Genomic DNA, 22,975 nt, shown 5'->3' with positions numbered 1-22,975 from the left:
AATGAAATCATTGCAGGATGACCTTCGATTGTAAATCGGGGTCATCTTTTTTTTGACTTTTCCTGCTCCCAATCCTTTAAGGACGATCTTATTTGATGAGATGATACAAATCATGCAACTTTCCGGTTAACCTGGTCTCACAACGGAATTGACGAATGAGGATTGGTACACGGAACTGTACGAAATAACACTGACTCAAGCACAGCTCGAAAAGATGGATGGATCAGAAGCCAACATTGTGCTGCATGCCTATTTTGAGGGCGGACAGTCAGGTTATGAGGACGAGAAGAAGATGATTCTAAGTGCTTCCCAAGCTCTGATGCAGAAAGAAGAGTAGATTCTTTCTTAAGTTCACAAATCAGACACAAAATCTGGATTCATCATTTTTGGACATTCCCCAACAGGGACCAACTGCACGTATACGTTGAGAAAAGCTCTCATATAAATGAGATGAATTCCGATCGGAAAGTCCTCTAAACTGCTATATAATCGCTCCAAACAAGCAAGAAGTTTGGTATTTCTTATTGACAAATGATAATGATTATCAGTATCTTTGTTATAGAAGATTTGTTGCGCCGGAAATACGCTGAACATATAAATTCGTTTTCGTTATCGATAGCCGGAATACATAACCGGGATAAATGAGAGAGGGATGATCGCATGTTTCGTCTGGAGACGTCCAAGCTGGATATCGCTTATGAGGAAAGACTGATTGTTGAAGATCTGAATATTCAAATTCCCCAAGGAAAAATTACAGCGCTTGTTGGAGCCAATGGTTCAGGTAAATCAACCATCCTGAAGACGATGGCACGGATCATGAATCCAAAAGCAGGTAGTGTTTTGCTCGACGGGAAGTCCATTCATAAGCAATCCACCCGTGAAGTAGCCAAGCAGCTTGCGATTTTGCCGCAGAATCCTACAGCACCAGAGGGACTCACAGTAACGGAACTGGTATCCTACGGAAGATTTCCTTATCAAAAAGGCTTCGGTTCCATGCGTGCTGAAGACAAGCGTATGATTGAGTGGGCCATCGAAGTAACGGGCATGACAGAGTTCCACGACCGCCCAATTGATCAATTGTCAGGCGGACAGCGTCAACGTGCATGGATTGCCATGGCTCTTGCACAAGAAACAGATATCCTGTTCCTGGACGAGCCGACAACATTTCTCGACATGGCTCATCAGCTTGAAGTTTTGCAATTGCTGGAGATGCTGAACGAGACAGCGAACCGCACTATCGTTATGGTTGTACATGACCTGAATCATGCCTCCCGCTATGCCCATCACATGATCGGCATTAAGAAAGGTAAAGCAATCGCTACAGGCTCCCCTGTAGAAGTCATGAACTGTGACGTGCTTCGCGAAGTGTTCAACATTGAGGCCGATATCGTAATTGATCCACGTTCCGGCGTGCCGCTGTGCCTGCCATATGCTCTTGCCGGCGAACGCCAGCAAACGGCAGTGCCAGAGCAAACTGCAGCGTCAGAGCAAATGGTGATGAACGGTGCCATGATGAATGCTGCAGGACGCTCCGAACAGCGTGTTCGCACTGCAACAGGAAGTTAATATATCGGACCATATGTGGTCCTGAAATATAGAATAAGCCGCTTTGCATATATGCAGGCGGCTCATTCGCATTCATGGGAGGCATGATGAGATGGGAGCAATCAACTATACCTGGTTACAGCAATATGGAAGAATCACAACCGTTTCTGGGGATGAACCAGTTTGGGAGATTCACATGACCGAGCTTAGACAACCGGAGAAGGCGAGAGAGCTGCTGGATGTATATAATCAACATCTTCAGGCAGATTCAATCCGAACCGCAGCGGTGTACTTCATGCATTCGGTGCGTGGGCTGATGCTGGGGATTCATTATATGACGGCACTATGTGATACATGGCTTGATCTTTCACTGGAGAACATGAAGCTGCAGCTCGAGGTTCAGGATGGCCGTGCAGCCTTTGGTTTTCAACTGCTGGATGGAACAGAGCATCCTCACCCTGCACCAGTGAATCTCATAGATACAGCCCAATCCTCATGGCGAAAAGATATCCTAACCGCATACTACACGGAGCAGCTTCGTCCTTTGATCGAAGAGGTTGCCTCTGCCGGAGAAGCGAACCTTGGTCAGATGTGGTCACAGCTTGCCTCTATGCTCCGCTGGTACAAGATGACAGCGTTACAAATGAACATCGAAGAAGCTGAGCGAGATGCGGTGATTGAAGGGTATGAACATGTCATTGCTCTACCTGCCAGTCTGCTCGGGATGAAGAAGAATCTGTTATCGTTCAAGCCGGTAGAGATTGATAATCCACATCAACCGGGAGAGACCATGCTGATGAAGCCGGTATGCTGCCTTCATCACCAGGTGTACGGAGGCCAAAATTATTGTTATAGCTGTCCCAAACTTAGTAAGGCCGAACGGCAGAAGCGTTATGATGACATCTTGGCATCCAAGTCTGGCTGACAGGCAGGAAGGCCTCAAGGCTGAATTTGGTAATTGGTAAGCACCGGGTCTATAATATGGAGACAGGCGCTGTATTATGTTGTATACATACAAGGTAATGACAGCTGCCCCAAAACCAACATCGATCATGGGAGGAATCAGTCATGTCCGTATATTCATATCAGGCCGTAACACCAGCCAATCAGGAAGTATCACTGGATCTGTACCAAGGTAAAATTCTTGTCATCGCCAATACAGCCAGCAAGTGTGGATTGACTCCGCAATATGGAGAGCTGCAGAAGCTGTATGATCGTTACCGCGATCAGGGTTTGGTCGTACTGGGTTTCCCTTGTAATCAGTTTGGAGGACAGGAGCCGGGTACAAGCGAGGAAGCCGAATCCTTCTGCCAAATAAACTATGGTGTGAACTTCCCTGTATTCGCCAAAGTAGACGTGAACGGTGAGGATGCGCATCCTTTGTTCCAGTATCTTCGCGAGCAGCAGCCAGGGGCAGCTGAAGACGACACGATTCAATGGAATTTCACCAAATTCCTGGTCAATCGTGAAGGTAAAGTAGTGGGACGTTTTGAACCCAAAGAGTCTCCTGAAGCGATGACTGCAGAGATTGAGAAACTGTTGGGATAATCAAATAGAACAGATCAAGCCTGCCTCCATTGTCGGAGGACAGGCTTTTTTGATGCTATTTTTACCAAGAAAGTTAAGGAAGCGGTTTGCTTAAATTGTAATATCCCTGATCCGAGGCAAGCTGCAGGAGATTACGGGCATAGTTTCCTGCCCAGGAGTAGCCGTGCCGCCGCTCCTCGCTGATGTCCATAATATCCATGTACTTCTTGCCGTCACGGTCCGCGTAGAAGGGCACATCTTCATCTACATTGTAGAAACGGTACCAGATCACGCTGGACGGGTCAGGTTCGAAATACACCGGTCCTTGACGATTATATTTGGTTCCATCTTCTCGGACCTGATCAAACCAGCGGAGGGCGCTTTTGGCTGCACGTTCAATCTCGGGTGTCTGAGGCCTAGACATGAGGAAAGCCGTGATGGCAACAGACTCGGATCCGGATTTGGAGGGCAGCTCATAGGCTCTGCCGGATACAGGTGCATAGGTTACAGGGTCATGCTGTGCACCCCAAACTGTAGGCACACCGCCGTTTTTAATTTGAGCTTTCAATGTATATGCGATTCCTTGATCCAAGGCTGAAGCCAGTTTCGACCTTGTATCCTCACTCAGAATATCGTTGTTGAAGCCTTTACGCTTCTCAATGATATCGTCGATGAGCACCATGGTTCGCACCATGGCATTGTCATTATATGTAACGCTGTCGGAGTAATTGCTCCGCTGTGGATAAACCTGAGGCCATCCGCCTGAAGGATATTGGGAGACGAGGATAAAATCCACCGCTTTGCGGACACTGTCCCGGAAGAGGGGGTTGCCCGTCTTTTCATACATATCAGCCAGGAAGCGGATCTCGGTTGTAGTTGCATCATTATCAAACGTTCCGAGCTCTACGCCTTTGGGATCTTTCCAATCCGAACGCGGTGTCACGCCATCCCATGAAGACTTGTACTTCTCCTCCATTGCTTTGAAGAATCCACCATGCGGCAGCTGCCAGGACACGATGTTTAGCGCATAAGCAGTGTCCTTGGCCAAGTCTCCCGTAGAGAACGTACTGTAATCCCTGAACTTATTCAGTAGTGAAGATACATCAACCCCTGCAGAAGTTTTGGAGGATAACACCTCCGTTTTAATGGTGACAGGCGGGGAATCTGCAAAAGCAACAACGGGCCTGGCGATATCTGCGGTCAACATGGCGATGATTGCCGTGACAGGAACCAGTGTTAATGAAACAGAGATGGAACGTTTCTTCAAATGAATGCCTCCCAACATAATTGGTATTCTATTCATATAAAATCCAAATAAAGGGTCGATATCATTGTAAGCGCTTTCTAATACAAAAATCAACTGATAACTTAAAATTTATATTTGTTATTACTCACCGATCAACCGCTAGCCTAACTATGCGGTGAGGATGAAGGCCTTTTTACTCCAAAAGGTTCAATAGCATAAACAGTTATTAGTCAGGGGACAATAGGTCTTAGAGGTTGAGGCAACGGGTCGTCCGCAGGGGAGATATCCTATTTTTTAAATATTTTTAAGAAAACACTTGTAATGTGAAAAAGATCACATTATAATGAGTACATGAAGTGAAATAAATCACAAAGTCACCAAGTTGGTAGTGAATATTTTCACATAATCGTTTAGTTTCATTAGTGAATGTATTCACAAGAGAGTAAAACCATTGTCGACTTAAATTCCAGGAATCAATCGCAGCAAACTGATAAATGAAGCACATATATTTTATAACTCCAAGGGGGACCTTTATTATGAAAATCGCAGTTATCGGATGTACACATGCAGGAACCGCAGCTATTATCAATACCGCCAAATTGTACCCGGATGCTACCATCACGGTGTATGAGCGCAATGACAACATTTCCTTCCTGTCTTGCGGTATTGCCCTTTATGTCGGCGGGGTTGTGAAGGATCCGGATGGACTGTTCTACTCTTCGCCAAACCAGTTGGCTGAGCTGGGTGTAGTCACCAAGATGCTGCATGAGGTTACAGCAGTGGATGCCGCGAATCATAAACTTCAGGCTAAAAACCTGAAAACAGGGGAAGAATTTGAGGATACGTTCGACAAGCTCATCGTGACAACAGGTTCATGGCCTGTCGTTCCAAAACTTGAGGGGATCGAGATGGAGAACATCTTGCTCTGCAAAAACTACAACCATTCCAATACGATCATCGAAAAAGCCAAAGAAGCCAAACGCGTTACCGTTGTCGGTGCAGGGTACATCGGTATTGAACTGGTTGAAGCATTCCAAATGAACGGTAAGGAAGTCACCTTGATCGATAGTGTGGACCGGATTCTCAATAAGTATCTGGACCCCGAGTTTACAGATGCCATTGAGGACACACTGACTGAACGCGGGATCAAGCTTGCACTGGGCCAGACGGTACAGAAATTCACCGGAGAGAATGGCAAGGTAACGAAGGTGATCACATCGAAAGGTGAATTCGAGACAGACCTCGTAATCCTGTGCATCGGTTTCCGTCCAAATACCGAATTGCTCAAAGGCCAGGTGGATATGCTGCCGAACGGCGCAATTATCGTGGATAAATATATGCAAACAAGCCAAAAAGACGTGTTCGCTGCAGGTGACAGCTGTGCCATTCACTATAATCCGACAGGCAAGGCTTCTTACATTCCACTGGCGACCAATGCCGTAAGAATGGGTACATTGGTAGCTCGTAACCTGGTTCGTCCAACAACGCCGTACATGGGTACACAAGGGACATCAGGAATTAAAATTTACGACCAGAATATTGCAGGTACAGGACTAACCGAAACATCTGCTACAGATGACGGGCTGGTGGTGGAAGCTGTAACGCTTGAAGATGCTTATCGTCCAGAGTTCATGCCAACGGCTGAGAAACTGCTGCTCAAAGTCATTTACGAACAGGCGACACGCCGCATCGTCGGAGCACAGGTGATGTCCAAGGCGGATCTGACACAGTCGATCAATACAATCTCGGTTTGCATTCAGAACAACATGACCGTAGATGAGCTCGCCTTCATCGACTTCTTCTTCCAACCGCATTACAACAAACCATGGAACTTCCTGAATTCGGCTGGTCTTCAGGCTTTGCCTCCAGTAGAAGTAAAAGCACCAGCGATGGTTTAAATAAATAAATCCGGGAACTGCCGCAGAAATGCGGCAGTTTTTTATATAACTTGATGTAGTTGGTTCTAGAAATGGGTGCTATATTTAACAACAGGTTAGAGGTCAACCGCAATAGATATGAACATGAAGGAGAGGTTCACAACATGCTTACAAATACAGTATCCGAGCTCAAAGTTCTGCTACAATCCGTACCTCGCTCGTTTCTTGCGCTGAATCCAAATGAACTTGTACAGCCACGCATGGAAGGGAAATGGTCCCGTCTTCAGATTCTTGGTCATTTATGTGATTCGGCTCTTCATAACGTAAGTAGGTTTGTCCAAATGCAGCATCAGACCGAACCATTGTCTATAACGCCTTATCATCAAGACCAATGGGTAGAGAGCCAACAATATGTCAGTGCACCGATTGAAGAGGTGTTAAATCTCTGGATCAGTCTGAATCAGTCCGTCATTCGTGTTCTATCCAGCATGCCGGAAACAGGGGAATCAGCGACGTGTGTCTTACCTGATGGAAGTGTGGTTACGATGGAGTGGCTGGCACAAGATTACGTCCAGCATCTGAAGCACCATCTGCAGCAGATTTTTGGTGAACATCATAACCTGGGAACAGAATAAGTAACCAACCAGCTGCACTCAAGCAAGAGAGCACGGAAGCTGGAACAAGGGACTTTTAGGACTTTGTGATAAAAGTAACAAACCTGCCGAACCCTTCGCGATACAATGAACATATCAACGATGTAAGCTGATTTCGTTCATGAATAGTGAAGGAGAGGATGGCATGGCGGCAAAGACACCTCTTGAGGTTGCACAATATACGGTGAACACAGGGATGAAGAAAGGACAGAACCAGGTGTCCTCTGTGCTTGTTCTCAGTTTCCTGGCAGGGGCTTTTATTGCGCTTGGCTTCCTGCTGGATATTCGCGTGATTGCCTCCGCCCCGGCGGAATGGGGCAGCTTGGTTAACCTGATCGGTGCAGCGGTATTCCCTGTAGGCTTGATCATGGTATTGATTGGCGGGGGAGAACTCCTGACAGGCAATATGATGGCAGTACCGCTTGCTACGCTAGCCCGTAAACTGTCCGTAGGCAGCATGTTGAAGAATCTTACTCTGGTCACGATCGGGAACTTTTTGGGTGCGTTGTTCGTGGCATATGCGTTCGGGCATGTGCTTGGTCTCACAGGAGAAGGAGTATATCTGACCAAGGTCGTGGATATGGCAGGTCACAAGTTGCATGACGGCTTTCTACAGGCGTTTATATCCGGAATCGGGTGTAACTGGCTGGTAGCCCTGGCGGTGTGGCTGTCTTACGCTTCGGATACGATGAGCGGCAAGGTGCTCGGCATCTGGTTTCCGACCATGGCCTTTGTCGCTATTGGATTTCAGCACGTGGTTGCCAATATGTTTCTTATTCCGGCTGCCATCTTCGAAGGACACTACTCATGGGGGCAGTACATCATAAACTTTATCCCGGTATGGCTCGGTAATCTGACGGGAGGCGCATTGTTCGTTGCGGCTGCCTACTGGATGGTGTACCTGCGGAAGACGGAACCCGAGGTCAAAGCGGTTGTTCAGCCAGTAGAGCCGGAGGCCAGACCGATGTGGAGCAAACAGGCATAATTGCTCGTACAATTTCAACTTCTGAATATATTAAAGCGATCCCTTACTGCCATGAGGTCACGGTGTATGTTATACCGTAAGCCGGCGAAGATGGGATCGCTTTTTTTGCAGACAAAATAAATTCGCCATGACAAGGTTCGGGGGAACGAAACCTGTTCATGGCGAATTTCGGGAGTGGTCCATGATATGGCATGAGGAGGAAGTGGGGAAACACTAACCTAATGCCTTGTTTTTAATTTACCCCTGAAATTCGAGGATGAATCATAGGGCCAAAACTTTTTTTGGAATAAAAGCATCAGGCCTGAAACGCGGAAAACATGACTGTTCTCTTTACGCCATTACCTCCAAAATTATATGATGTAAGGATAGATTTAATTGGGGAGGACTTGTACATATGATCGATCAGGAGAATGGCGTGTTTCCGGCGGTTTGCCCGCTTGACTGCCCGGATACTTGCGGCCTGCTGCTTCATAAGGAGAACGGTAAAATCGTGAAGGTGACGGGGAACCCTGACCATCCGATTACAAAAGGTGCCATCTGCAATAAAGTCAGAAACATGGCAGAGCGGGTATATCATCCCGAACGGCTGCAATATCCAATGAGACGTGTCGGCGCGAAAGGTGAAGGCAAGTTCGAACGTATAAGCTGGGATGAGGCTATCCATGAGATTACGGGAAAATTCAAATCGATATCCGCGAAGTACGGCTCGGAGAGTATTCTGCCATACAGCTTCTACGGCAACATGGGGATTCTTGGAGTAGATGGGATGGATCGTCGTTTCTTCAATGCGCTTGGTGCAAGTATGCTGGAGCAAACGATTTGCAACGCGGCCGGGAATACCGGATGGAAATATACGATGGGCGCCAATCGGGGAACTTTGCCCGAAGATACGGAGCATTCGGACCTTATTCTGGTCTGGGGAGGCAACATTGTCAGTACAAACATGCACCAGGTTGTCCTGGCTGAAAAAGCCCGCAAAAAAGGTGCCCAAATCGTGGTCATTGATGTTCACCGGAATCGTACAGCTCAATGGGGAGATTGGTTTATTCCGCTCTACCCGGGGACAGACAGCGCACTCGCACTGGGACTGATGAATGTACTGTTTGACCGGGGCCTGACGGATGAGGCCTTTATGCAAAAGTACACTGTGGGTCATGAGGCACTGCGTGATCATGTCCGCGACTACACCCCTGAACGGGTCGCGCGCATAACAGGTGTACCGGAAGCAGACATCGTGAAGCTGGCTGAGCTGTACGGAAACGCACAGGCGGCACATATTCACATCGGCAACGGTCTTCAGCACCATGACAACGGAGGCATGAATGTGCGAAGCATTGCCTGTCTGCCTGCCATCACGGGACAATGGCTGAAGCGAGGCGGCGGAGCCGTACGCACCAACAGCTATGCGAGCACCAATAGCGACGCGCTGGAGCGTCCAGAGCTTCGGAACAACCCGGAAGCACGGGTTGTGAACATGAACCGGATTGGCGAAGCATTGCTGGAAGACCAGCAGCCGATCCGGGCGTTGATGGTCTACTGCAGCAATCCACTGGTGGTGGCACCGGATACTGAGCGGGTGGAGCGAGGTTTTGCACGGGAAGATCTGTTTACTGTTGTGCATGATCTGTTCATGACGGACACGGCTAAGTATGCAGACATTGTGCTGCCGGCCAAGTCTTCGTTTGAAGCGACAGATCTGTATACGTCCTACTGGCATCAATATGTTCATCTGCAGGAACCGGTCATTGCCCCAATGGGCGAGAGCAAGAGCAATGTGGAGCTGTTTTCGCTGCTGGGACAGGCGATGGGATATGACCCGGAGATTTTCGGTGAGACGCCGGAACAGATGATTGCAGACGCTCTCGCGGATACAGGTAATCCTTATATGAATGGAGTAACGCTGGAGGCCCTTCAGGAGCATCGTTTTGTGAAACTGGACATGTCGTCGCATGAGTCATTCCTGGAACAGCTGCCTACGCCATCCGGGAAGATCGAGCTGTATTCCGAAACGATGGCAGAAAGAGGCCTTCCGCCGCTGCCTACATATCGTGCTCTAGTTGAAGGGTATGACGGGGAACATCCGGCAGGACCTGATGATGTGCATCCACTTATGTTCCTGTCGCCACCGAATCACAATTTCCTGAATTCAACCTTTGCCAATACGGAGAAGCATCAACGTATGGAGAAAATGCCCATGCTGCAGATTCATCCGGAGGATGCGGCTCACAGAAACATTGAAGATGGCGATGCCGTGGTCGTGTGGAATGACCGGGGACGGATCGAACTGATTGCCAAGGTGAGCGAATCCATGCTGCCGGGTACGGTTATTAGCCAAGGCTTATGGTGGGATGGAAGCGGACGGAAACAGCGGGTGAATTCACTGACATCTAATCGGCTGTCGGACATGGGCAACGGGGCAACGTTCTTCTCGGCCACTGTCGAAGTGAAGCGTCAATGAGTGTACTTGCAGAATGAGGCTTTTCAGGTAAGATGAACAAGGGATAAACCTTGAAGCAAGAATAAAAGGCAATGTTTAATATACAAATGGCCTCCGCTCAGGTAGTTTAAGCCGCCGTGAGTGGAGGTTTGTTTTGTTCGTTTAAGGTAGCAAGGAGAATGAATGAAGATGATGAGATGGTTGGATACATATCCAAAAGAAGTCAAAGTATTTTTGCTGGCAAGTCTGGTTAACGCGACAGGCAGTGCCCTGATGTGGCCGCTGACCACAATGTACGTATTTGATGAACTCGGGCGGACGATGGCTAACGCGGGATTCGTCATTTTGATCCAGTCGCTCGGGGGCATCTTCGGCCAGCTGCTCGGCGGTGCATTATATCATAGGGTCGGCGTGAAGAAGCTGATCATTGGATCGCTTGCCCTTAATGCAATTGGCCTGTTTGCCCTGCCCTGGATTAGTGCGTACTGGGTTGTATTTATATGTGCCATGGGCTGGATCGGTTTGTTCAGTTCCTTGTCGCTGCCTGCAATCCAGGCCTTCATTGGCTTTCGGTTTGCCGAGCGGCGGGGAGAGCTGTTCAATATTATTTATGTAGCGAACAACATCGGTGTAGCGATTGGGACGGCACTCAGCGGTTTCTTGGCTGACTTTTCCTATCACCTCAGCTTTGTACTGAACGGGGTGACCTCTGCCGGGTTTGCAGTCTTCTTCTGGTACTATCTGTCGCGGGTGGATACCAATCAGGGAGAAGTGCATCTGACGAAACGCAAAACGGTCCAGAATGGTCCCGGGATCTGGGCGCTGCTTGGCAACACCAGGTTATATCTGTTTATGAGCCTGGGGGTATTATTCATCCTGTTTGGCAATTCCATCTGGAATACAGGTGTATCGCCGTATATCATCTCGGAAGGGATGGAGAAACGAATGTACGGACTGCTCTGGACACTGAACGGGGTTCTGATCTTCGTAGGCCAACCGTTCACGAGCTGGGTTAAACGCACCATGGCTCGCACCTCCACTGCGCAGATGGCAGCGAGTGCGATATTCTATGGATTGGCTTATATCGTCATGATCACGATGTACAGCTATCCGGGCATGGTGTTTGCGATGGTGCTGGCGACCTTTGGAGAAATGCTGATCTCACCCGCAACCCCTGCCTTCATTTCCGACCATGCGGGCAGAGCTGCACCATTTTACATTGGAGTCTCCGGCGGGATCGGATCGATTGGTCGTGTCATCGGCCCTTATGTGATGGGTGTGATGTATGATAAACAGGGCTTGATCTCCGTAGCCTGGCTGGCAACGGCGATGGCAGGGGTGGCACTGCTCGGTTTTGCACTTCATGCCGTCCTGAATCGCCACCGTGAGGTGAAGGAGTATGGGTTGGATACCTAGAGTCTTCTAAGCGGGAGTATCATTGGAGCAGACTTGTTGGATGAGCAGAAGATCCATCCAGCTTGTCTGTATGTTCCACAAAATTTCGATTGACAAAAATGTGTTTTTATGCTATAATTTACATATTGATTGATTCCGTATATACTAAGGTTCTCCTGGCCAGGGGGACCTTATTTTGTTATGCGGGAGGATAAATATGAAGTCAAATGAATCCAGCATTACGTCTTTGATCTCGGCCTTTGGCCGCGCCTATCACAGCCAGTATGACTCACCTCTGATTTTCAATGATCACATAGCCAAGGCTCTGATTTCTCCACAGGAGTTTGAACAGATTCGGGAGAATATGGTGCAGGGCATTCATTTCTTCAATCCCGAGATGGCCGATATGGTGAAGGAAGACCCCGATAAAGTATTGAGGTGGATCACCCAAGTCCAGTTGTCTCCCATTGCTTTGGCGAGGGCAGCCTATTGCGAGCAGGTGCTGCTTCACGAAGTCAACCTGGGAGCCAAACATTACGTCATTCTGGGAGCCGGAATGGATACTTTTGCGTTAAGAACCCCGGAACTGGGCGACAGGCTGCATATTTTTGAAGTTGACCATCCGGCCACGCAGCAGTTTAAGAGTGATAGGCTGAGTTGGGCCAACCTGTCGATCCCAGACAACTTGCACTTGATCCCAATGGACTTTACGCATGGGTTTGCTTATGAAAATCTGACCAGCAGAGGTTTCAAAAATCAGAAAACGTTCCTCAGCCTGCTTGGCGTTTCGTATTACCTGCCCAAAGAGGTATTGTTCAATCTGTTGCGGCAAGCTTTCGCCAACCTTCCATCCGGAAGCTCGCTGGTACTGGATTATGCAGATGAACGACTCTTTGAGGAGAAAGGCATCTTTAATCGGGTAGAGAACATGTTGAAGCTGGCTGCGTCCTCGGGCGAGCCAATGCAATCCTGTTTTGCGTATCACGAGATCGAACGCCTGCTGGCGGATATAGGACTTCTCATCTATGAGCATCTAACACCAGACGATATCCAGGAGAGATACTTCAACAATCGTACAGATGAATTGATTGCTTTTGAGACGATTCATTTTATCCATGTTGTAAAAAAATAAGCGAATTTAGGGTGTAGCTTGGCATACTCTAAATTAGTAAAACACCCTTCCTCCGATAAGTCAGGAGGAAGGGTGTTTGAGCTAAATAATGAAACAATTTATCCAAATTGCGCCTGATGCAGTCGGCTATAGGAGCCTTCTCGTTCGAGAAGTTCATCATGGCTGCCCTGTTCGGCCACGCCACCGTTCTCTACGACAATAATGCGGTCCGCATGCCGAATGGTTGCCAGTCGGTGCGCAATAACAAGCGTTGTACGCCCCTGAGCAAGCTCAGACAGTGCCAGCTGAATGGCGGCTTCTGTTTCGGTATCCAGAGCCGAAGTTGCCTCGTCCAGGATGAGGATTGGCGGATTTTTCAGAATCATGCGCGCGATGGACAGGCGCTGTTTCTGTCCTCCGGACAATTTCACGCCGCGTTCACCAATCATGGTGTCGAGTCCTTCCGGCTGTGACCGTACCAGCTCTTCCAATTGTGCCCGGCGGATGGCTTCCCAGATTTCCTCATCCGATGCATTCAATTTGCCGTAGGCAATATTTTCACGAATGGTGCCGTCAAACAGGAATATGTCCTGCTGAACAATGCCGATATTGGAACGCAGCGACTCCAGTGTCATATTCTTGACCGGAATGCCGTCAATGGTGATATGGCCTGCATCCACATCATAGAAGCGCGGGATCAGGCTGCACAGCGTGGATTTGCCCGCTCCGGAGGGTCCAACCAGTGCAACGGTCTGCCCGGCTTGAATCTCCAGATTGACCTGGTCCAATGTAGGCTTATGTTCACCATAGGAAAAGCTAACATTATGGAAAGCGATATCTCCGCTTACACTTGTGATAGGCTTGGCCTGCGGTGTATCTTCTACATCTGGCACAGCTTCGAGCAGTTCCAGGTACCGCTTGAAACCCGCAATGCCTTTTGGATAGGTTTCAATGACAGAGTTAATCTGTTTGATCGGACCCAGGAAAATATTCGACAGCATTACGAAGGCGATAAATTCCCCGTAGGTCATACTTCCTTGAATGACAAACCATGTTCCGCATACAAGCACAAACAGCGAGACGAATTTCATCAAAATAAAGCTAAGCGAGGAGTTCCACGCCATAATGCGGTAGGTGATTAGTTTAGTGAGGCGGAAGCGTTCATTATTTTCAGTAAAACGACCGATTTCGTGATTTTCATTGGCAAAAGCCTGTACCACACGGATTCCGCTGACCGTGTTCTCGACCCGTGCATTATAGTCTGCAATATCGGCAAACATGCGTTTGAAGGCACTGGACATCTTGCGGCTGAAATACAGGGACAGGTAGATCATCAGCGGCACGATGATGAAGGTCAGTACGGCGAGCTGCCAATTGATGCTGAGCATGATACCGAAGGCACCTGCCAGCGTCATCAGGGCGATGAATAGATCCTCCGGTCCATGGTGCGCGATCTCTCCGATATCCATCAGATCATTGGTCATACGTGAAACGAGGTGGCCTGTCTTGTTATTGTCGAAGAAGCGGAAGGACTGCTTCTGTACACGCGTGAACAGTTCTCTCCGCATATCGGACTCAATGTTAATCCCCAGCTTATGTCCCCAATAGGTGACTGCAAAATGGAAAAAGGAGCTGAGCAGATAAATGCCGAGCAATGCGGCACATGCGGTTAGAATCATAGACCAGTTGCCCTCAGGGAGCAGCTTGTCCACCACCTGGTTTACTGCCAGCGGAAACACGAGTTCCAGCAGGGCAGCTGCAATGGCACAAGAGAAATCCAGAATAAAAAGTCCTCTGTAAGGACGGTAATACGCCATGAAACGGCGAAGCATATGTATTTCTCCCTTCTATAACGCAAAAGCCCAGGCAGGCTTCAAGGCCTGTCCAGACACAGCGTTCAGTCGTGTTGGATTATCTTATAAATGCTATTAACTTGCGGTTCTGCTGCGCACGTTCCACGATCATATCAGCGAAGTCCTCTGTCCTCTGCCTGACCTTGGATTGTGATCGGATCGAAGTACCAGTAGCGATCCTCCTGTAGTTCGTACACCTGGTTGTTCTTCACAGCCGGCAGGTTGTTTCGGTCGAACCGTTGATAGTTTTCGTACCTGCACCACTGCTGCAGGCAGACAGAATCATAATGATGGCCAAAAACGTTAATTGACGGCAAACATCGGTAAGTTCCTCCTGTGATAATCAATAATGATTATTATTCTCATTAATAACATAGAGGAAGATTTTACATTTGTAAATGGACAACTATGATCAATGTTCCATGGACAATGTTATTTTGTGCATTATAGTCTGCAGCTGTTCAATAACCGATAGTGGATCCAATCCGTAAAACTTGTCTTCTTCGATCTCATAGACTTGGCCATTGCCAACGGCATTTATTTCGGTGAAAATGAATAAAGAGGTTGAAATCGCTATCAACACCGACTATAATAAAAATGTCGAAACGTTTCAATGTCTTGCCAAGAAGCATGTCCATACGATCTTTGTAAGGAACTGCCTGTTGAGTTGTACATTGAAGGGCCTGTCTCGATGCTAATGGATCTCCAGTTAAAGCTGGTCCAAATGAGCCGTTGGACAAGAAGTCAAATGGAAGAATTTTTTTTGATATCACTTCGAAACGTTTCGATTGAATAAAAACGGCTATCATTTAATGATAAAGTATAGAATTTGGTGGTTGTCACAACCATTTACAGTATAAAATGTAGGTAACTTATAATTGGTCAAGTTAGAAGGAGCGAGCGTGGAATGGCAACGATTAAGGATGTGGCAAAGCTGGCAGGTGTGGCGCTCTCGACCGCTTCCTATGCATTAAACGGGGACAGCAAGGTTAGCGCCAAGACCAAGGCAAAAGTGCTGGAGGCAGCCCGGGAACTGAATTATCGCAAAAACGGCTTTGCCATGGACCTGAAACGGAGCCGGACGAATACGATTGCGTTAATTCTGACTGATCTTTCGGGTCCGTATTACTCGGAGTTGATTCGCAGTGTTCAGGATGTGGCGCTTGCGAATGGATATGATCTGATTGCATGCAGTTCGATGGGTGGTCGTGATTCGACTGCAGTCCGGTTTTTGCGGGAAAAGAGAGTGGATGGTGCGATTGTACTCGCACACAACATCCATGATGACATTTTGGTGGAATCGGCCGGGCAGCGTTTTCCTATTATTGTAATGGATCGTCATTTGTCGGGTGACCATCTGGTCAATGTGCTGGTTGACGGTGAACAAGGTGGATACCTGGCTACGCGTCACCTGATCAATGAGGGGCACCGGAAGATTGCCTACATTAGCGGTCCATCCAACTCGTATGATAATGCCCTGCGTTACCAGGGATATCTGAGAGCCATGAAGGAAGCAGGGCTTGAGGAGAAATCCAAATGGCGTCTAAGCGGCAATTTCGTTCGTGAAGGTGGGCATAGCGCAACCAAAATGATGATTATGCAGGGCGAGCTTCCAACCGCTGTATTTTACGGGAATGACGAAATGGCTATAGGTGGTTTGAAGGCATTGGAAGAGAGCGGCATATCCGTGCCAAATGATATTTCGGTTATCGGGTTTGATGACATTCAATTGTCTGAATTCGTTCGTCCCCCCCTCACTACCATAAGGCAGCCGAAGCACGAGGCCGGATCACTTGCAGGACATCTGCTGTTCCAGATGCTGAATGGTGAAGCCGTGAACCCATCATATACGTTGACGATTGATATGGTGGAACGCGAGTCTGTACGCTCTGTGCAGGCAGAGTCGGGTACCCAGCCCGCGTAAGAAGCAGCATTTGGATGGGAATGGTCCCTAGTATGCCGGGAGCATAAGGGACCGTATCTCAACTAAATAATCTAATGATCATTACGTAAATCTCGTTGAACAGGAGATGAAGCAATGGCTTTGATCCAATGCCAGTTGTTCGCCGAAAGTCTTAGCGTGTCTACAGACATTACACTTATACTGCCTGAGCATTCACCGCTTCGCGCAAGCCGGGATGGAAAACTGCCTGTCCTGTATCTGCTGCATGGACGCGGTGCAGACCACTCCGAATGGACACGGCATTCATCCATCGAACGATTGGCCGAGGCCCGGGGAATTGCGGTTGTGATGCCATCGGCAGGGCGAAGCTACTATATGGATATGCAGCAGGGCGGGTCTTATTTTACATATATAAGTGAGGAACTGCCTGCATTCGTGAAGTCGCTCTTTCCCATCTCGGACCGCCGTGAAGATACATTTGTAACAGGCGTTTCCATGGGCGGGTATGGTGCATTCAAGCTGGGTCTGCGTTTTCCGGAGCGATATGCTGCGGCAGCCAGCCTCTCGGGCGGACTTGATCTGGCAAGCAGGGTACGTGGCGAGGGGAACTTCACCCCTGCAGAAATGCAGAGCATCTTCGGGAGTCCGGAGCGAATTGAAGGCAGTGATGACGATCTGCTGGCCGTTAGCCGCAGGCTGGCTGCGTCAGGGACGGCGTTCCCGCAATTGTATCAATGCTGCGGGACAGAAGATTTTCTGTATGAAGCCAACCAGACATTTCGGCATACGATGAAGGAACTGGATGTACAGGTGACGTATGAAGAAGAGCCAGGTGGCCATGAGTGGAGTTATTGGGATATGAAGATCAAGCGTGTTCTGGAATGGTTGCCTGTTCAGGTATAGCCAGCGTGAAAATAAAACCAGGGGTTCGTAACCGAATTGGCCTTTTAACAGGTCGGTTTGCAGAGGAACCCTATTCTTTTTCGGTCGATTCGAAACGTTTCGATTTTTACTAAATGAAGGAGTGAAAGACATGACAACGATGATTAATGAACCGATCCGGCTGACTGCCGGGGAATTGACGTTTACCTTTTTGAACAGTGGGGACCTGTACCAGGCAACATCCGGTAAAACCATGCTGAACCAGCTGCTAAGCAACCAGATCGATGGATCTCTGAACAATCTGTACCTGCGAGTACATGAGGGCGAGAACATTAGCTCTTTCCCGCTGCTGGGTGCACGTTCGAACAGTAAGGTGATTACAAGCAAGACTCAGCCAGACAATCAACTGATCTGGGAAGGCAGCATTCCATTGGAAGGCAAGGAACAAGGCATCGGTTATCAGGTCGTGTTCACGGCAACATCGCAAGGCGTTTGGTTCTGGGATGTCAAGCTGAAAGGGCAGCATAACGGAGTGGATATCGTCTACGGACAGGATATTGGACTGGCTGATCCGGGTGCGGTACGCAGCAACGAGGCCTATCTGTCACAGTATATTGACCATACTGTCTTTGAAGATGGAGCGAAGGGATATGTCGTTTGTTCCCGTCAAAACCAGCCTCAGGGCGGCGCATTCCCATATATGCAGCAGGGTTCTTTGACCAAGGCGGTCGGTTACTCTACAGATGGCTTCCAGTTCTTCGGTCTGTCCTACAAGGAAACCAACGAACCGGAAAGTCTCAGCCGTAAAACTCTGGCTAATGAGACTTATCAATATGAGTTCGCATATACGGCGCTGCAATCCGAGCTGCTGAACCTGAACGGGGAAGCTGAGGTTGTCTTCTATGGACTGGCGAAGTCCAATCATCCAGAAGGCATTTCCGCACTGGAGTATGCAGATGAAGTGACTGCGGCTTGGGACGCTGTACAGAAACTCGAAGTTCAGAACGGTGAAACACTCGAGCAAGTGAAGCTGTCTTCCAGCCTGGGCGAGCCGCTTGTGGCACTGGACATGACGGAAGAAGAAATCAAGAACCTGTTCCCTGATCGTCATCAGGAAGAGCGTAATGAGGGTTCACTCCTGTCCTTCTTCACAGGTAGTTACGAACATATCGTGCTGAAAGCCAAGGAACTGCTGGTGGAGCGTCCTCACGGTCATATCCTGATGAGCGGTGGCAACGTGAAGCTTGGAGCACCGGTTATTACAACAACATCTTATATGTACGGTATCTTCAACTCGCAGTTGGTTATCGGCAACACCAATTTTAACAAAATGATCAGTAACGCCCGCAATGCACTGAACGTACCGAAGACTGCCGGACAACGCATTTACGTAGAGATGGAGGGTCAATATCGTCTGCTCACAATGCCGTCATTGTTCGAAATTGGCTTCAACTATGTGCGCTGGATGTACAAAACTGAATCCGATACAATCATCGTAACGAACTATACAGGTGCACACACAACCGAAGTGAGCATGAATGTACGTTCTACAAGCGGTAAAGCCTATCGCTATCTGGTAACCAACCAGATCACAATGAACGTGAACGAATACGAATATCCACTGCACATGATGCAGGATGGTAATACATTGGTTTTCAAAGCAGACCCAAAAGCAATCAGTGTCGGCACATATCCTGACTTGCAATATCGCATGTCTGTAGAAGGTGCTTCGATGAACGCAGGCGACGAGACGCTGCTGGCAAGTGGTATTCGCAGTGGATCTGCTTCGCTCGTTACGCTTAGCCTGGAAGAGAGTGCAGAATGGACGCTTAAAGTGCAGGGTGTACTGGAAGGCCAAGCTGATGAAGCTGGATCAACTCTTACATTTGAAGAGGAAGTACAGGCTTATCGCGAATTCTTCGCGGGTGTAATGAATGGCTTCCGTTTGTCCCGCGGAGAAGGTCAGCGCGCTGAGGATCTGTTCAAAGTGAATGCCTTGGCCTGGTGGTACACACACAACATGCTGGTTCATTATTCCGTGCCTCACGGTCTGGAGCAATACGGCGGCGCAGCATGGGGTACACGGGACGTATGTCAGGGTCCGGTTGAATACTTCATGGCTACTCAAAAATACGAGCAGGTACGCGACATCATCAAAATGGTCTACACGCATCAATACGAGGATGACGGTAACTGGCCGCAATGGTTCATGTTTGACAAATACTTTGCCATTCAACAGGAAGAGAGTCACGGCGATATCATCGTCTGGCCGCTGAAAGTGCTGGCAGACTATCTGACGGCGACGCGTGACTATGCGATTCTGGATGAGAAGGTGCCTTACACCGTCAAACACAGCTTCGGATTCACGGAAGACACAGCAACCGTACTGGATCATGCGAAGAAAGAGATCGAATACATTCGTTCGCACTTCCTGCACGATACGTTCCTGTCTTCCTATGGCGATGGGGACTGGGACGATACCCTGCAGCCAGCCAATGCACAGCTCAAGCAGTTTATGGTGAGCAGCTGGACGGTAGCTCTGACGTATCAATCCGTCAACGTGCTGTCACACGCTTTGAAATACAAGGATGCTTCCTTCGCTGAGGAGCTTGAAGTTCTGGCTCAGGGTATCCGTGAAGACTTCAACCGTTACATGCTGGGAACCGATGTTATTCCGGGCTTTGTGTACATGGAGGACGCGGATCAGGCGAAGCTGATGCTGCATCCGACCGATACAGAGACAGGCATTCAGTATCGTCTGCTGCCTATGACACGCAGCATGATCGGTGAATTGCTTACGGCAGAACAAGCTGAATCGCATTATGCACTGATTCGCGAGCATTTCCTGTGCCCGGATGGCGTGCGCTTGATGAATCGTCCGGCTCAGTATGCCGGCGGTGTAAGCAGCCACTTCAAGCGGGCAGAACAGGCATCCAACTTCGGACGCGAGATTGGGTTGCAGTACGTACACGCCCATATTCGCTATGTGGAAGCGATGGCCAAGCTCGGTAAGACCGATCAGGTATGGAATGGACTCGCGATGATCAATCCGGTTGGAATAGGTGAGGTTGTGCCTAACGCAGAGATCCGTCAGGCCAATGCGTACTTCAGCAGTTCCGACGGCAAATTCAACACGCGTTATGAGGCGCAGGAGCATTTTGATCAATTGCGCAAAGGTACCGTGCAGGTGAAGGGTGGATGGAGAATCTACTCCAGCGGCCCTGGGATCTACATGAACCAGCTGATCTCGAATGCACTCGGTATCCGTCAGGAAGGTGGAGATCTGGTCATTGACCCTGTCCTGCCAGCCGAGCTGGACGGCATGCAATTCGAGTTTGAATATGCAGGTGAACCGGTAACGTTCATCTATCACCTGAACGAAGGATCGGTTAACCGTATAACCGTAAACGGTAAGGAGATCCGCACAGAAGTTACAGCGAACCGTTACCGTCAGGGCGGAGTCTGCATCTCACTGGATGAGTTCAGACAGCTGCGTACTTCGGACCGTACCATCGTTGATATTTATATGTAACTCACTCCTTATAGCTTGATGCTTGAGTGTAATGAAAAGGCCATCCTCCTTAACAGGCAGGATGGCCTTTTTCTATATAAGTAAGAGACAATGGTCCACGGCCTGTGTCTTATGTGGAGAGCGCGCTGGCCGATCACCTTTATCAACGCAGCGGAACCGCCAGCATCGTATGCAGCAGCTCATTGTGACGAACGTATTTTGTAACGTAGCCATGCATCTCAAGCCACCCGGTTAATTCATCCAGCAGGGGGAAATGGCGTTCTCTTATGGCAAGCAGCTGCTCACCGTTTCCATCTGCCTCAGCTTGTCTTATATAAGCTTCGCGGTGAAGTGCGTCCGCAAACATGAGATCGGTTAGACAGATTCGTCCCCGCGGGGTTAATACCCGCTGCATCTCCTGCAGTGCCAGCTGCTGCTGGTCCGGACTCAGATGATGGAAGGCGAAGCTGGATACAAGAAAATCAAAGGTATGATCGGCAAAAGGCAGCGCAAGGAAGTTCCCCAGCTTCACATGCATCCCGGGATACTTGGTACGGCATGTGCGCAGCATTTCTCTGGACTGGTCAATCCCTGTCATGATGGCTTGGCGTTCCAATAACTTGCCTGCAAGATTGCCTGTACCTGTTCCGATATCGAGTCCGTGTTCACCGGGAACAGGGGAGATCCAATTCGCAGTCTGTTCCAGCGCCTCGTCATAGTTGTGATATAGATAAAAGGAAGACGATGGGGCCTTATTGGTATCCTGGTGTTCTAAGGCGTCCCTGGATTCGTTATAAGGCATGCTGCCGGCTTCTTCCGGGAAAGATGGGGAAGATGCAGGGATGCTGCCGCTCTTGGCGTGAACACGCTCATCATGGATAGCTGCCTGGGTATCATAGTTCCAACGATCATGCCAGTTCTGGCGTGCTTCCCGCAGGCGGCGTGAACTGTCTGCGAGCTCATGGAGATGGCTAACATCCAGCGGCCCGTCCTGACGATTGAGATCAATCATGCGCTGGGTCGTATCCAGCATGCGTTTCAGTTCAATCCACTGGGCATACATGACGGCCTGCTGCAGCTCCAGATATTCCTCCAGACGCTGCTGGTTGCCTTGATCAATCTCACCGAGCGCCTGAGTAATATCCTGAAGTGACATGCCGATCTCCCGCAGTGCGGCAATCGTCTGAAGCCGCCAGATGTCATTTTCCGTGTAGCTCCGGTATCCATTACTGGCCTGCTTGGCGGGAAGAATTAATCCTTTTTCCTCATAAAAACGGATCGCTCTGGGGGATATGCCAAGCCTGCCTGCCGCCTCTTTGATATTCAATGGCCGCACCTCCTTCATGATAATCAGTATAAACGATGACGTAACGTAAAGGTTAAGGGGAGATCCCCATTTTAGCTCGGACTTAGGGCTGTGCTACAATAGAATCAAATGAGAAAAATGCGCTAGTGGCATCTATCAGCTATAATCCAAGGGCCATGCAACGCGCTGTAATAATGTAATTACCTGTATGAAAGGTTGAAATGCGATGCTTACCCGTCAAACGTATAAAATTCGGCCATCCGAGATGAAGGATGCACCCCAACTAATGGAAATGGATGCTCTCGTGTGGGACATACATACCTCTCCAGCGCCATTCCATTGGAAGTCCAGACAGCAATTTCTGCAGCATTGTCCACCCGGCAGCCAGCTGGTTGCCGTTCAGGGAGAACGGGTCTGCGGCTATGTGGGCTTTTATCCGCCTACGGGGATGCCTGTCAATCGTCATGTCTACGAGATTAATATTGCTGTCCATCCCAATGACCGGCGCAGTGGCGTGGCCACGTCCCTGATGCATGCCATGAAAGAATATGCTCGTGAACAGGGGATTCATAAGCTGCGTCTTCGCGTGCTGTCGAGCAATCCGGGTGCGATCGCTTTTTATACCCAATGTGGATTTGAGACGGAGGGCCGACTGGTGTCGGAATTTTATATCGCCGGGAAGTATGTGGACGATATTCTCATGAGTTATTTTATCCGGACTGAGCGATAGTTCGATGACGAAGG

The 22,975-nt window shown here is 48.9% G+C and carries 19 protein-coding genes; 14 read left to right on the top strand and 5 right to left on the bottom strand.

Features of this window, described 5'->3' with window-relative positions; all coding sequences use genetic code 11:
* Positions 1–148: 148 nt before the first annotated feature.
* The 4 genes from CHH60_RS15755 to CHH60_RS15740 all read left to right on the top strand — a co-directional run bounded on the left by CHH60_RS15755 (position 149) and on the right by CHH60_RS15740 (position 3,093).
* Complete coding sequence (locus CHH60_RS15755; RefSeq protein ID WP_095360031.1) at positions 149–337, top strand: hypothetical protein; 189 nt, start codon at positions 149–151, stop codon at positions 335–337.
* A gap of 323 nt (positions 338–660) precedes the next feature.
* Complete coding sequence (locus tag CHH60_RS15750; RefSeq protein WP_095360030.1) at positions 661–1,566, top strand: ABC transporter ATP-binding protein; 906 nt, start codon at positions 661–663, stop codon at positions 1,564–1,566.
* A 91-nt stretch (positions 1,567–1,657) separates the two neighbouring features.
* A complete protein-coding gene (locus tag CHH60_RS15745; protein ID WP_095360029.1) occupies positions 1,658–2,470 on the top strand; it encodes a ferric iron reductase in 813 nt (270 codons plus the stop codon).
* A gap of 143 nt (positions 2,471–2,613) precedes the next feature.
* Positions 2,614–3,093, top strand: coding sequence for a glutathione peroxidase (locus CHH60_RS15740; protein ID WP_095360028.1), 480 nt, complete (start codon positions 2,614–2,616; stop codon positions 3,091–3,093).
* A gap of 73 nt (positions 3,094–3,166) precedes the next feature.
* On the opposite strand, the gene pelA is transcribed toward CHH60_RS15740, so the two are convergent.
* Positions 3,167–4,339 (bottom strand): pectate lyase, encoded by a 1,173-nt coding sequence (gene pelA, locus CHH60_RS15735; protein WP_255247949.1) that lies wholly within the window; start codon positions 4,337–4,339, stop codon positions 3,167–3,169.
* Positions 4,340–4,854: 515 nt separating this feature from the next.
* On the opposite strand from pelA, the gene CHH60_RS15730 reads away from it, so the two are divergent.
* The 6 genes from CHH60_RS15730 to CHH60_RS15705 all read left to right on the top strand — a co-directional run bounded on the left by CHH60_RS15730 (position 4,855) and on the right by CHH60_RS15705 (position 12,797).
* On the top strand, positions 4,855–6,216 hold the full coding sequence (locus tag CHH60_RS15730) for an FAD-dependent oxidoreductase (RefSeq protein ID WP_095360026.1): 1,362 nt from the start codon (positions 4,855–4,857) through the stop codon (positions 6,214–6,216).
* Between the two features lie 143 nt (positions 6,217–6,359).
* Positions 6,360–6,830, top strand: coding sequence for a DinB family protein (locus CHH60_RS15725; RefSeq protein WP_176476079.1), 471 nt, complete (start codon positions 6,360–6,362; stop codon positions 6,828–6,830).
* A 163-nt stretch (positions 6,831–6,993) separates the two neighbouring features.
* Complete coding sequence (locus tag CHH60_RS15720) at positions 6,994–7,833, top strand: formate/nitrite transporter family protein (RefSeq protein ID WP_095360024.1); 840 nt, start codon at positions 6,994–6,996, stop codon at positions 7,831–7,833.
* 394 nt (positions 7,834–8,227) lie between these two features.
* Positions 8,228–10,291: a molybdopterin-containing oxidoreductase family protein gene (locus CHH60_RS15715; protein ID WP_095360023.1), complete on the top strand. Its 2,064-nt coding sequence runs from the start codon at positions 8,228–8,230 to the stop codon at positions 10,289–10,291.
* Positions 10,292–10,462: 171 nt separating this feature from the next.
* Entirely contained in the window at positions 10,463–11,686 is a 1,224-nt protein-coding gene (locus CHH60_RS15710) for an MFS transporter (protein ID WP_095360320.1), read from the top strand.
* Between the two features lie 196 nt (positions 11,687–11,882).
* Positions 11,883–12,797, top strand: a complete 915-nt coding sequence (locus tag CHH60_RS15705) for a class I SAM-dependent methyltransferase (RefSeq protein WP_095360022.1) — start codon at positions 11,883–11,885, stop codon at positions 12,795–12,797.
* Positions 12,798–12,895: 98 nt separating this feature from the next.
* On the opposite strand, the gene CHH60_RS15700 is transcribed toward CHH60_RS15705, so the two are convergent.
* The 3 genes from CHH60_RS15700 to CHH60_RS30095 all read right to left on the bottom strand — a co-directional run bounded on the left by CHH60_RS15700 (position 12,896) and on the right by CHH60_RS30095 (position 15,212).
* The gene (locus CHH60_RS15700; RefSeq protein ID WP_095360021.1) at positions 12,896–14,608 is read right to left on the bottom strand and encodes an ABC transporter ATP-binding protein; all 1,713 of its coding nucleotides are present in this window, start codon (positions 14,606–14,608) and stop codon (positions 12,896–12,898) included.
* 134 nt (positions 14,609–14,742) lie between these two features.
* Positions 14,743–14,946 (bottom strand): hypothetical protein, encoded by a 204-nt coding sequence (locus CHH60_RS29810; protein ID WP_176476078.1) that lies wholly within the window; start codon positions 14,944–14,946, stop codon positions 14,743–14,745.
* A gap of 95 nt (positions 14,947–15,041) precedes the next feature.
* Positions 15,042–15,212 carry a hypothetical protein gene (locus CHH60_RS30095; RefSeq protein WP_217989991.1) on the bottom strand — a complete coding sequence of 57 codons (171 nt, stop codon included), beginning with the start codon at positions 15,210–15,212 and terminating at the stop codon, positions 15,042–15,044.
* 324 nt (positions 15,213–15,536) lie between these two features.
* Here CHH60_RS30095 and CHH60_RS15695 point away from each other — a divergent pair, with 324 nt between their 5' ends.
* The 3 genes from CHH60_RS15695 to CHH60_RS15685 all read left to right on the top strand — a co-directional run bounded on the left by CHH60_RS15695 (position 15,537) and on the right by CHH60_RS15685 (position 20,946).
* Positions 15,537–16,553 (top strand): LacI family DNA-binding transcriptional regulator, encoded by a 1,017-nt coding sequence (locus CHH60_RS15695; protein WP_095360020.1) that lies wholly within the window; start codon positions 15,537–15,539, stop codon positions 16,551–16,553.
* Positions 16,554–16,667: 114 nt separating this feature from the next.
* Positions 16,668–17,435, top strand: coding sequence for an alpha/beta hydrolase (locus CHH60_RS15690; RefSeq protein ID WP_095360019.1), 768 nt, complete (start codon positions 16,668–16,670; stop codon positions 17,433–17,435).
* A 130-nt stretch (positions 17,436–17,565) separates the two neighbouring features.
* Entirely contained in the window at positions 17,566–20,946 is a 3,381-nt protein-coding gene (locus CHH60_RS15685; protein WP_095360018.1) for a GH36-type glycosyl hydrolase domain-containing protein, read from the top strand.
* Positions 20,947–21,088: 142 nt separating this feature from the next.
* On the opposite strand, the gene CHH60_RS15680 is transcribed toward CHH60_RS15685, so the two are convergent.
* Positions 21,089–22,261 carry a methyltransferase domain-containing protein gene (locus tag CHH60_RS15680; RefSeq protein ID WP_441339399.1) on the bottom strand — a complete coding sequence of 391 codons (1,173 nt, stop codon included), beginning with the start codon at positions 22,259–22,261 and terminating at the stop codon, positions 21,089–21,091.
* 196 nt (positions 22,262–22,457) lie between these two features.
* Here CHH60_RS15680 and CHH60_RS15675 point away from each other — a divergent pair, with 196 nt between their 5' ends.
* Positions 22,458–22,961, top strand: a complete 504-nt coding sequence (locus tag CHH60_RS15675; RefSeq protein ID WP_095360016.1) for a GNAT family N-acetyltransferase — start codon at positions 22,458–22,460, stop codon at positions 22,959–22,961.
* Positions 22,962–22,975: the final 14 nt, after the last annotated feature.

Source organism: Paenibacillus sp. 7523-1 (genome assembly GCF_002276415.1).
Classification (GTDB): Bacteria; Bacillota; Bacilli; order Paenibacillales; family Paenibacillaceae; genus Paenibacillus; species Paenibacillus illinoisensis_A.
Note: the sequence above shows the minus strand (reverse complement) of the source record. Positions and strands in the feature narration are given on the sequence as shown.

Excerpts from the sequence above, each read along its gene's own strand:
- CHH60_RS15745 (WP_095360029.1), top strand. The coding sequence starts at position 1,658 with ATGGGAGCAATCAACTATACCTGGTTACAGCAATATGGAAGAATCACA.
- CHH60_RS15740 (WP_095360028.1), top strand. The coding sequence starts at position 2,614 with ATGTCCGTATATTCATATCAGGCCGTAACACCAGCCAATCAGGAAGTA.
- CHH60_RS15675 (WP_095360016.1), top strand. The coding sequence starts at position 22,458 with ATGCTTACCCGTCAAACGTATAAAATTCGGCCATCCGAGATGAAGGAT.
- CHH60_RS15750 (WP_095360030.1), top strand. The coding sequence starts at position 661 with ATGTTTCGTCTGGAGACGTCCAAGCTGGATATCGCTTATGAGGAAAGA.
- CHH60_RS15715 (WP_095360023.1), top strand. The coding sequence starts at position 8,228 with ATGATCGATCAGGAGAATGGCGTGTTTCCGGCGGTTTGCCCGCTTGAC.
- CHH60_RS15685 (WP_095360018.1), top strand. The coding sequence starts at position 17,566 with ATGACAACGATGATTAATGAACCGATCCGGCTGACTGCCGGGGAATTG.
- CHH60_RS15705 (WP_095360022.1), top strand. The coding sequence starts at position 11,883 with ATGAAGTCAAATGAATCCAGCATTACGTCTTTGATCTCGGCCTTTGGC.
- CHH60_RS15720 (WP_095360024.1), top strand. The coding sequence starts at position 6,994 with ATGGCGGCAAAGACACCTCTTGAGGTTGCACAATATACGGTGAACACA.
- CHH60_RS15710 (WP_095360320.1), top strand. The coding sequence starts at position 10,463 with ATGAGATGGTTGGATACATATCCAAAAGAAGTCAAAGTATTTTTGCTG.
- CHH60_RS15690 (WP_095360019.1), top strand. The coding sequence starts at position 16,668 with ATGGCTTTGATCCAATGCCAGTTGTTCGCCGAAAGTCTTAGCGTGTCT.
- CHH60_RS15725 (WP_176476079.1), top strand. The coding sequence starts at position 6,360 with ATGCTTACAAATACAGTATCCGAGCTCAAAGTTCTGCTACAATCCGTA.
- CHH60_RS15695 (WP_095360020.1), top strand. The coding sequence starts at position 15,537 with ATGGCAACGATTAAGGATGTGGCAAAGCTGGCAGGTGTGGCGCTCTCG.
- CHH60_RS15700 (WP_095360021.1), bottom strand. The coding sequence starts at position 14,608 with ATGCTTCGCCGTTTCATGGCGTATTACCGTCCTTACAGAGGACTTTTT.
- CHH60_RS15730 (WP_095360026.1), top strand. The coding sequence starts at position 4,855 with ATGAAAATCGCAGTTATCGGATGTACACATGCAGGAACCGCAGCTATT.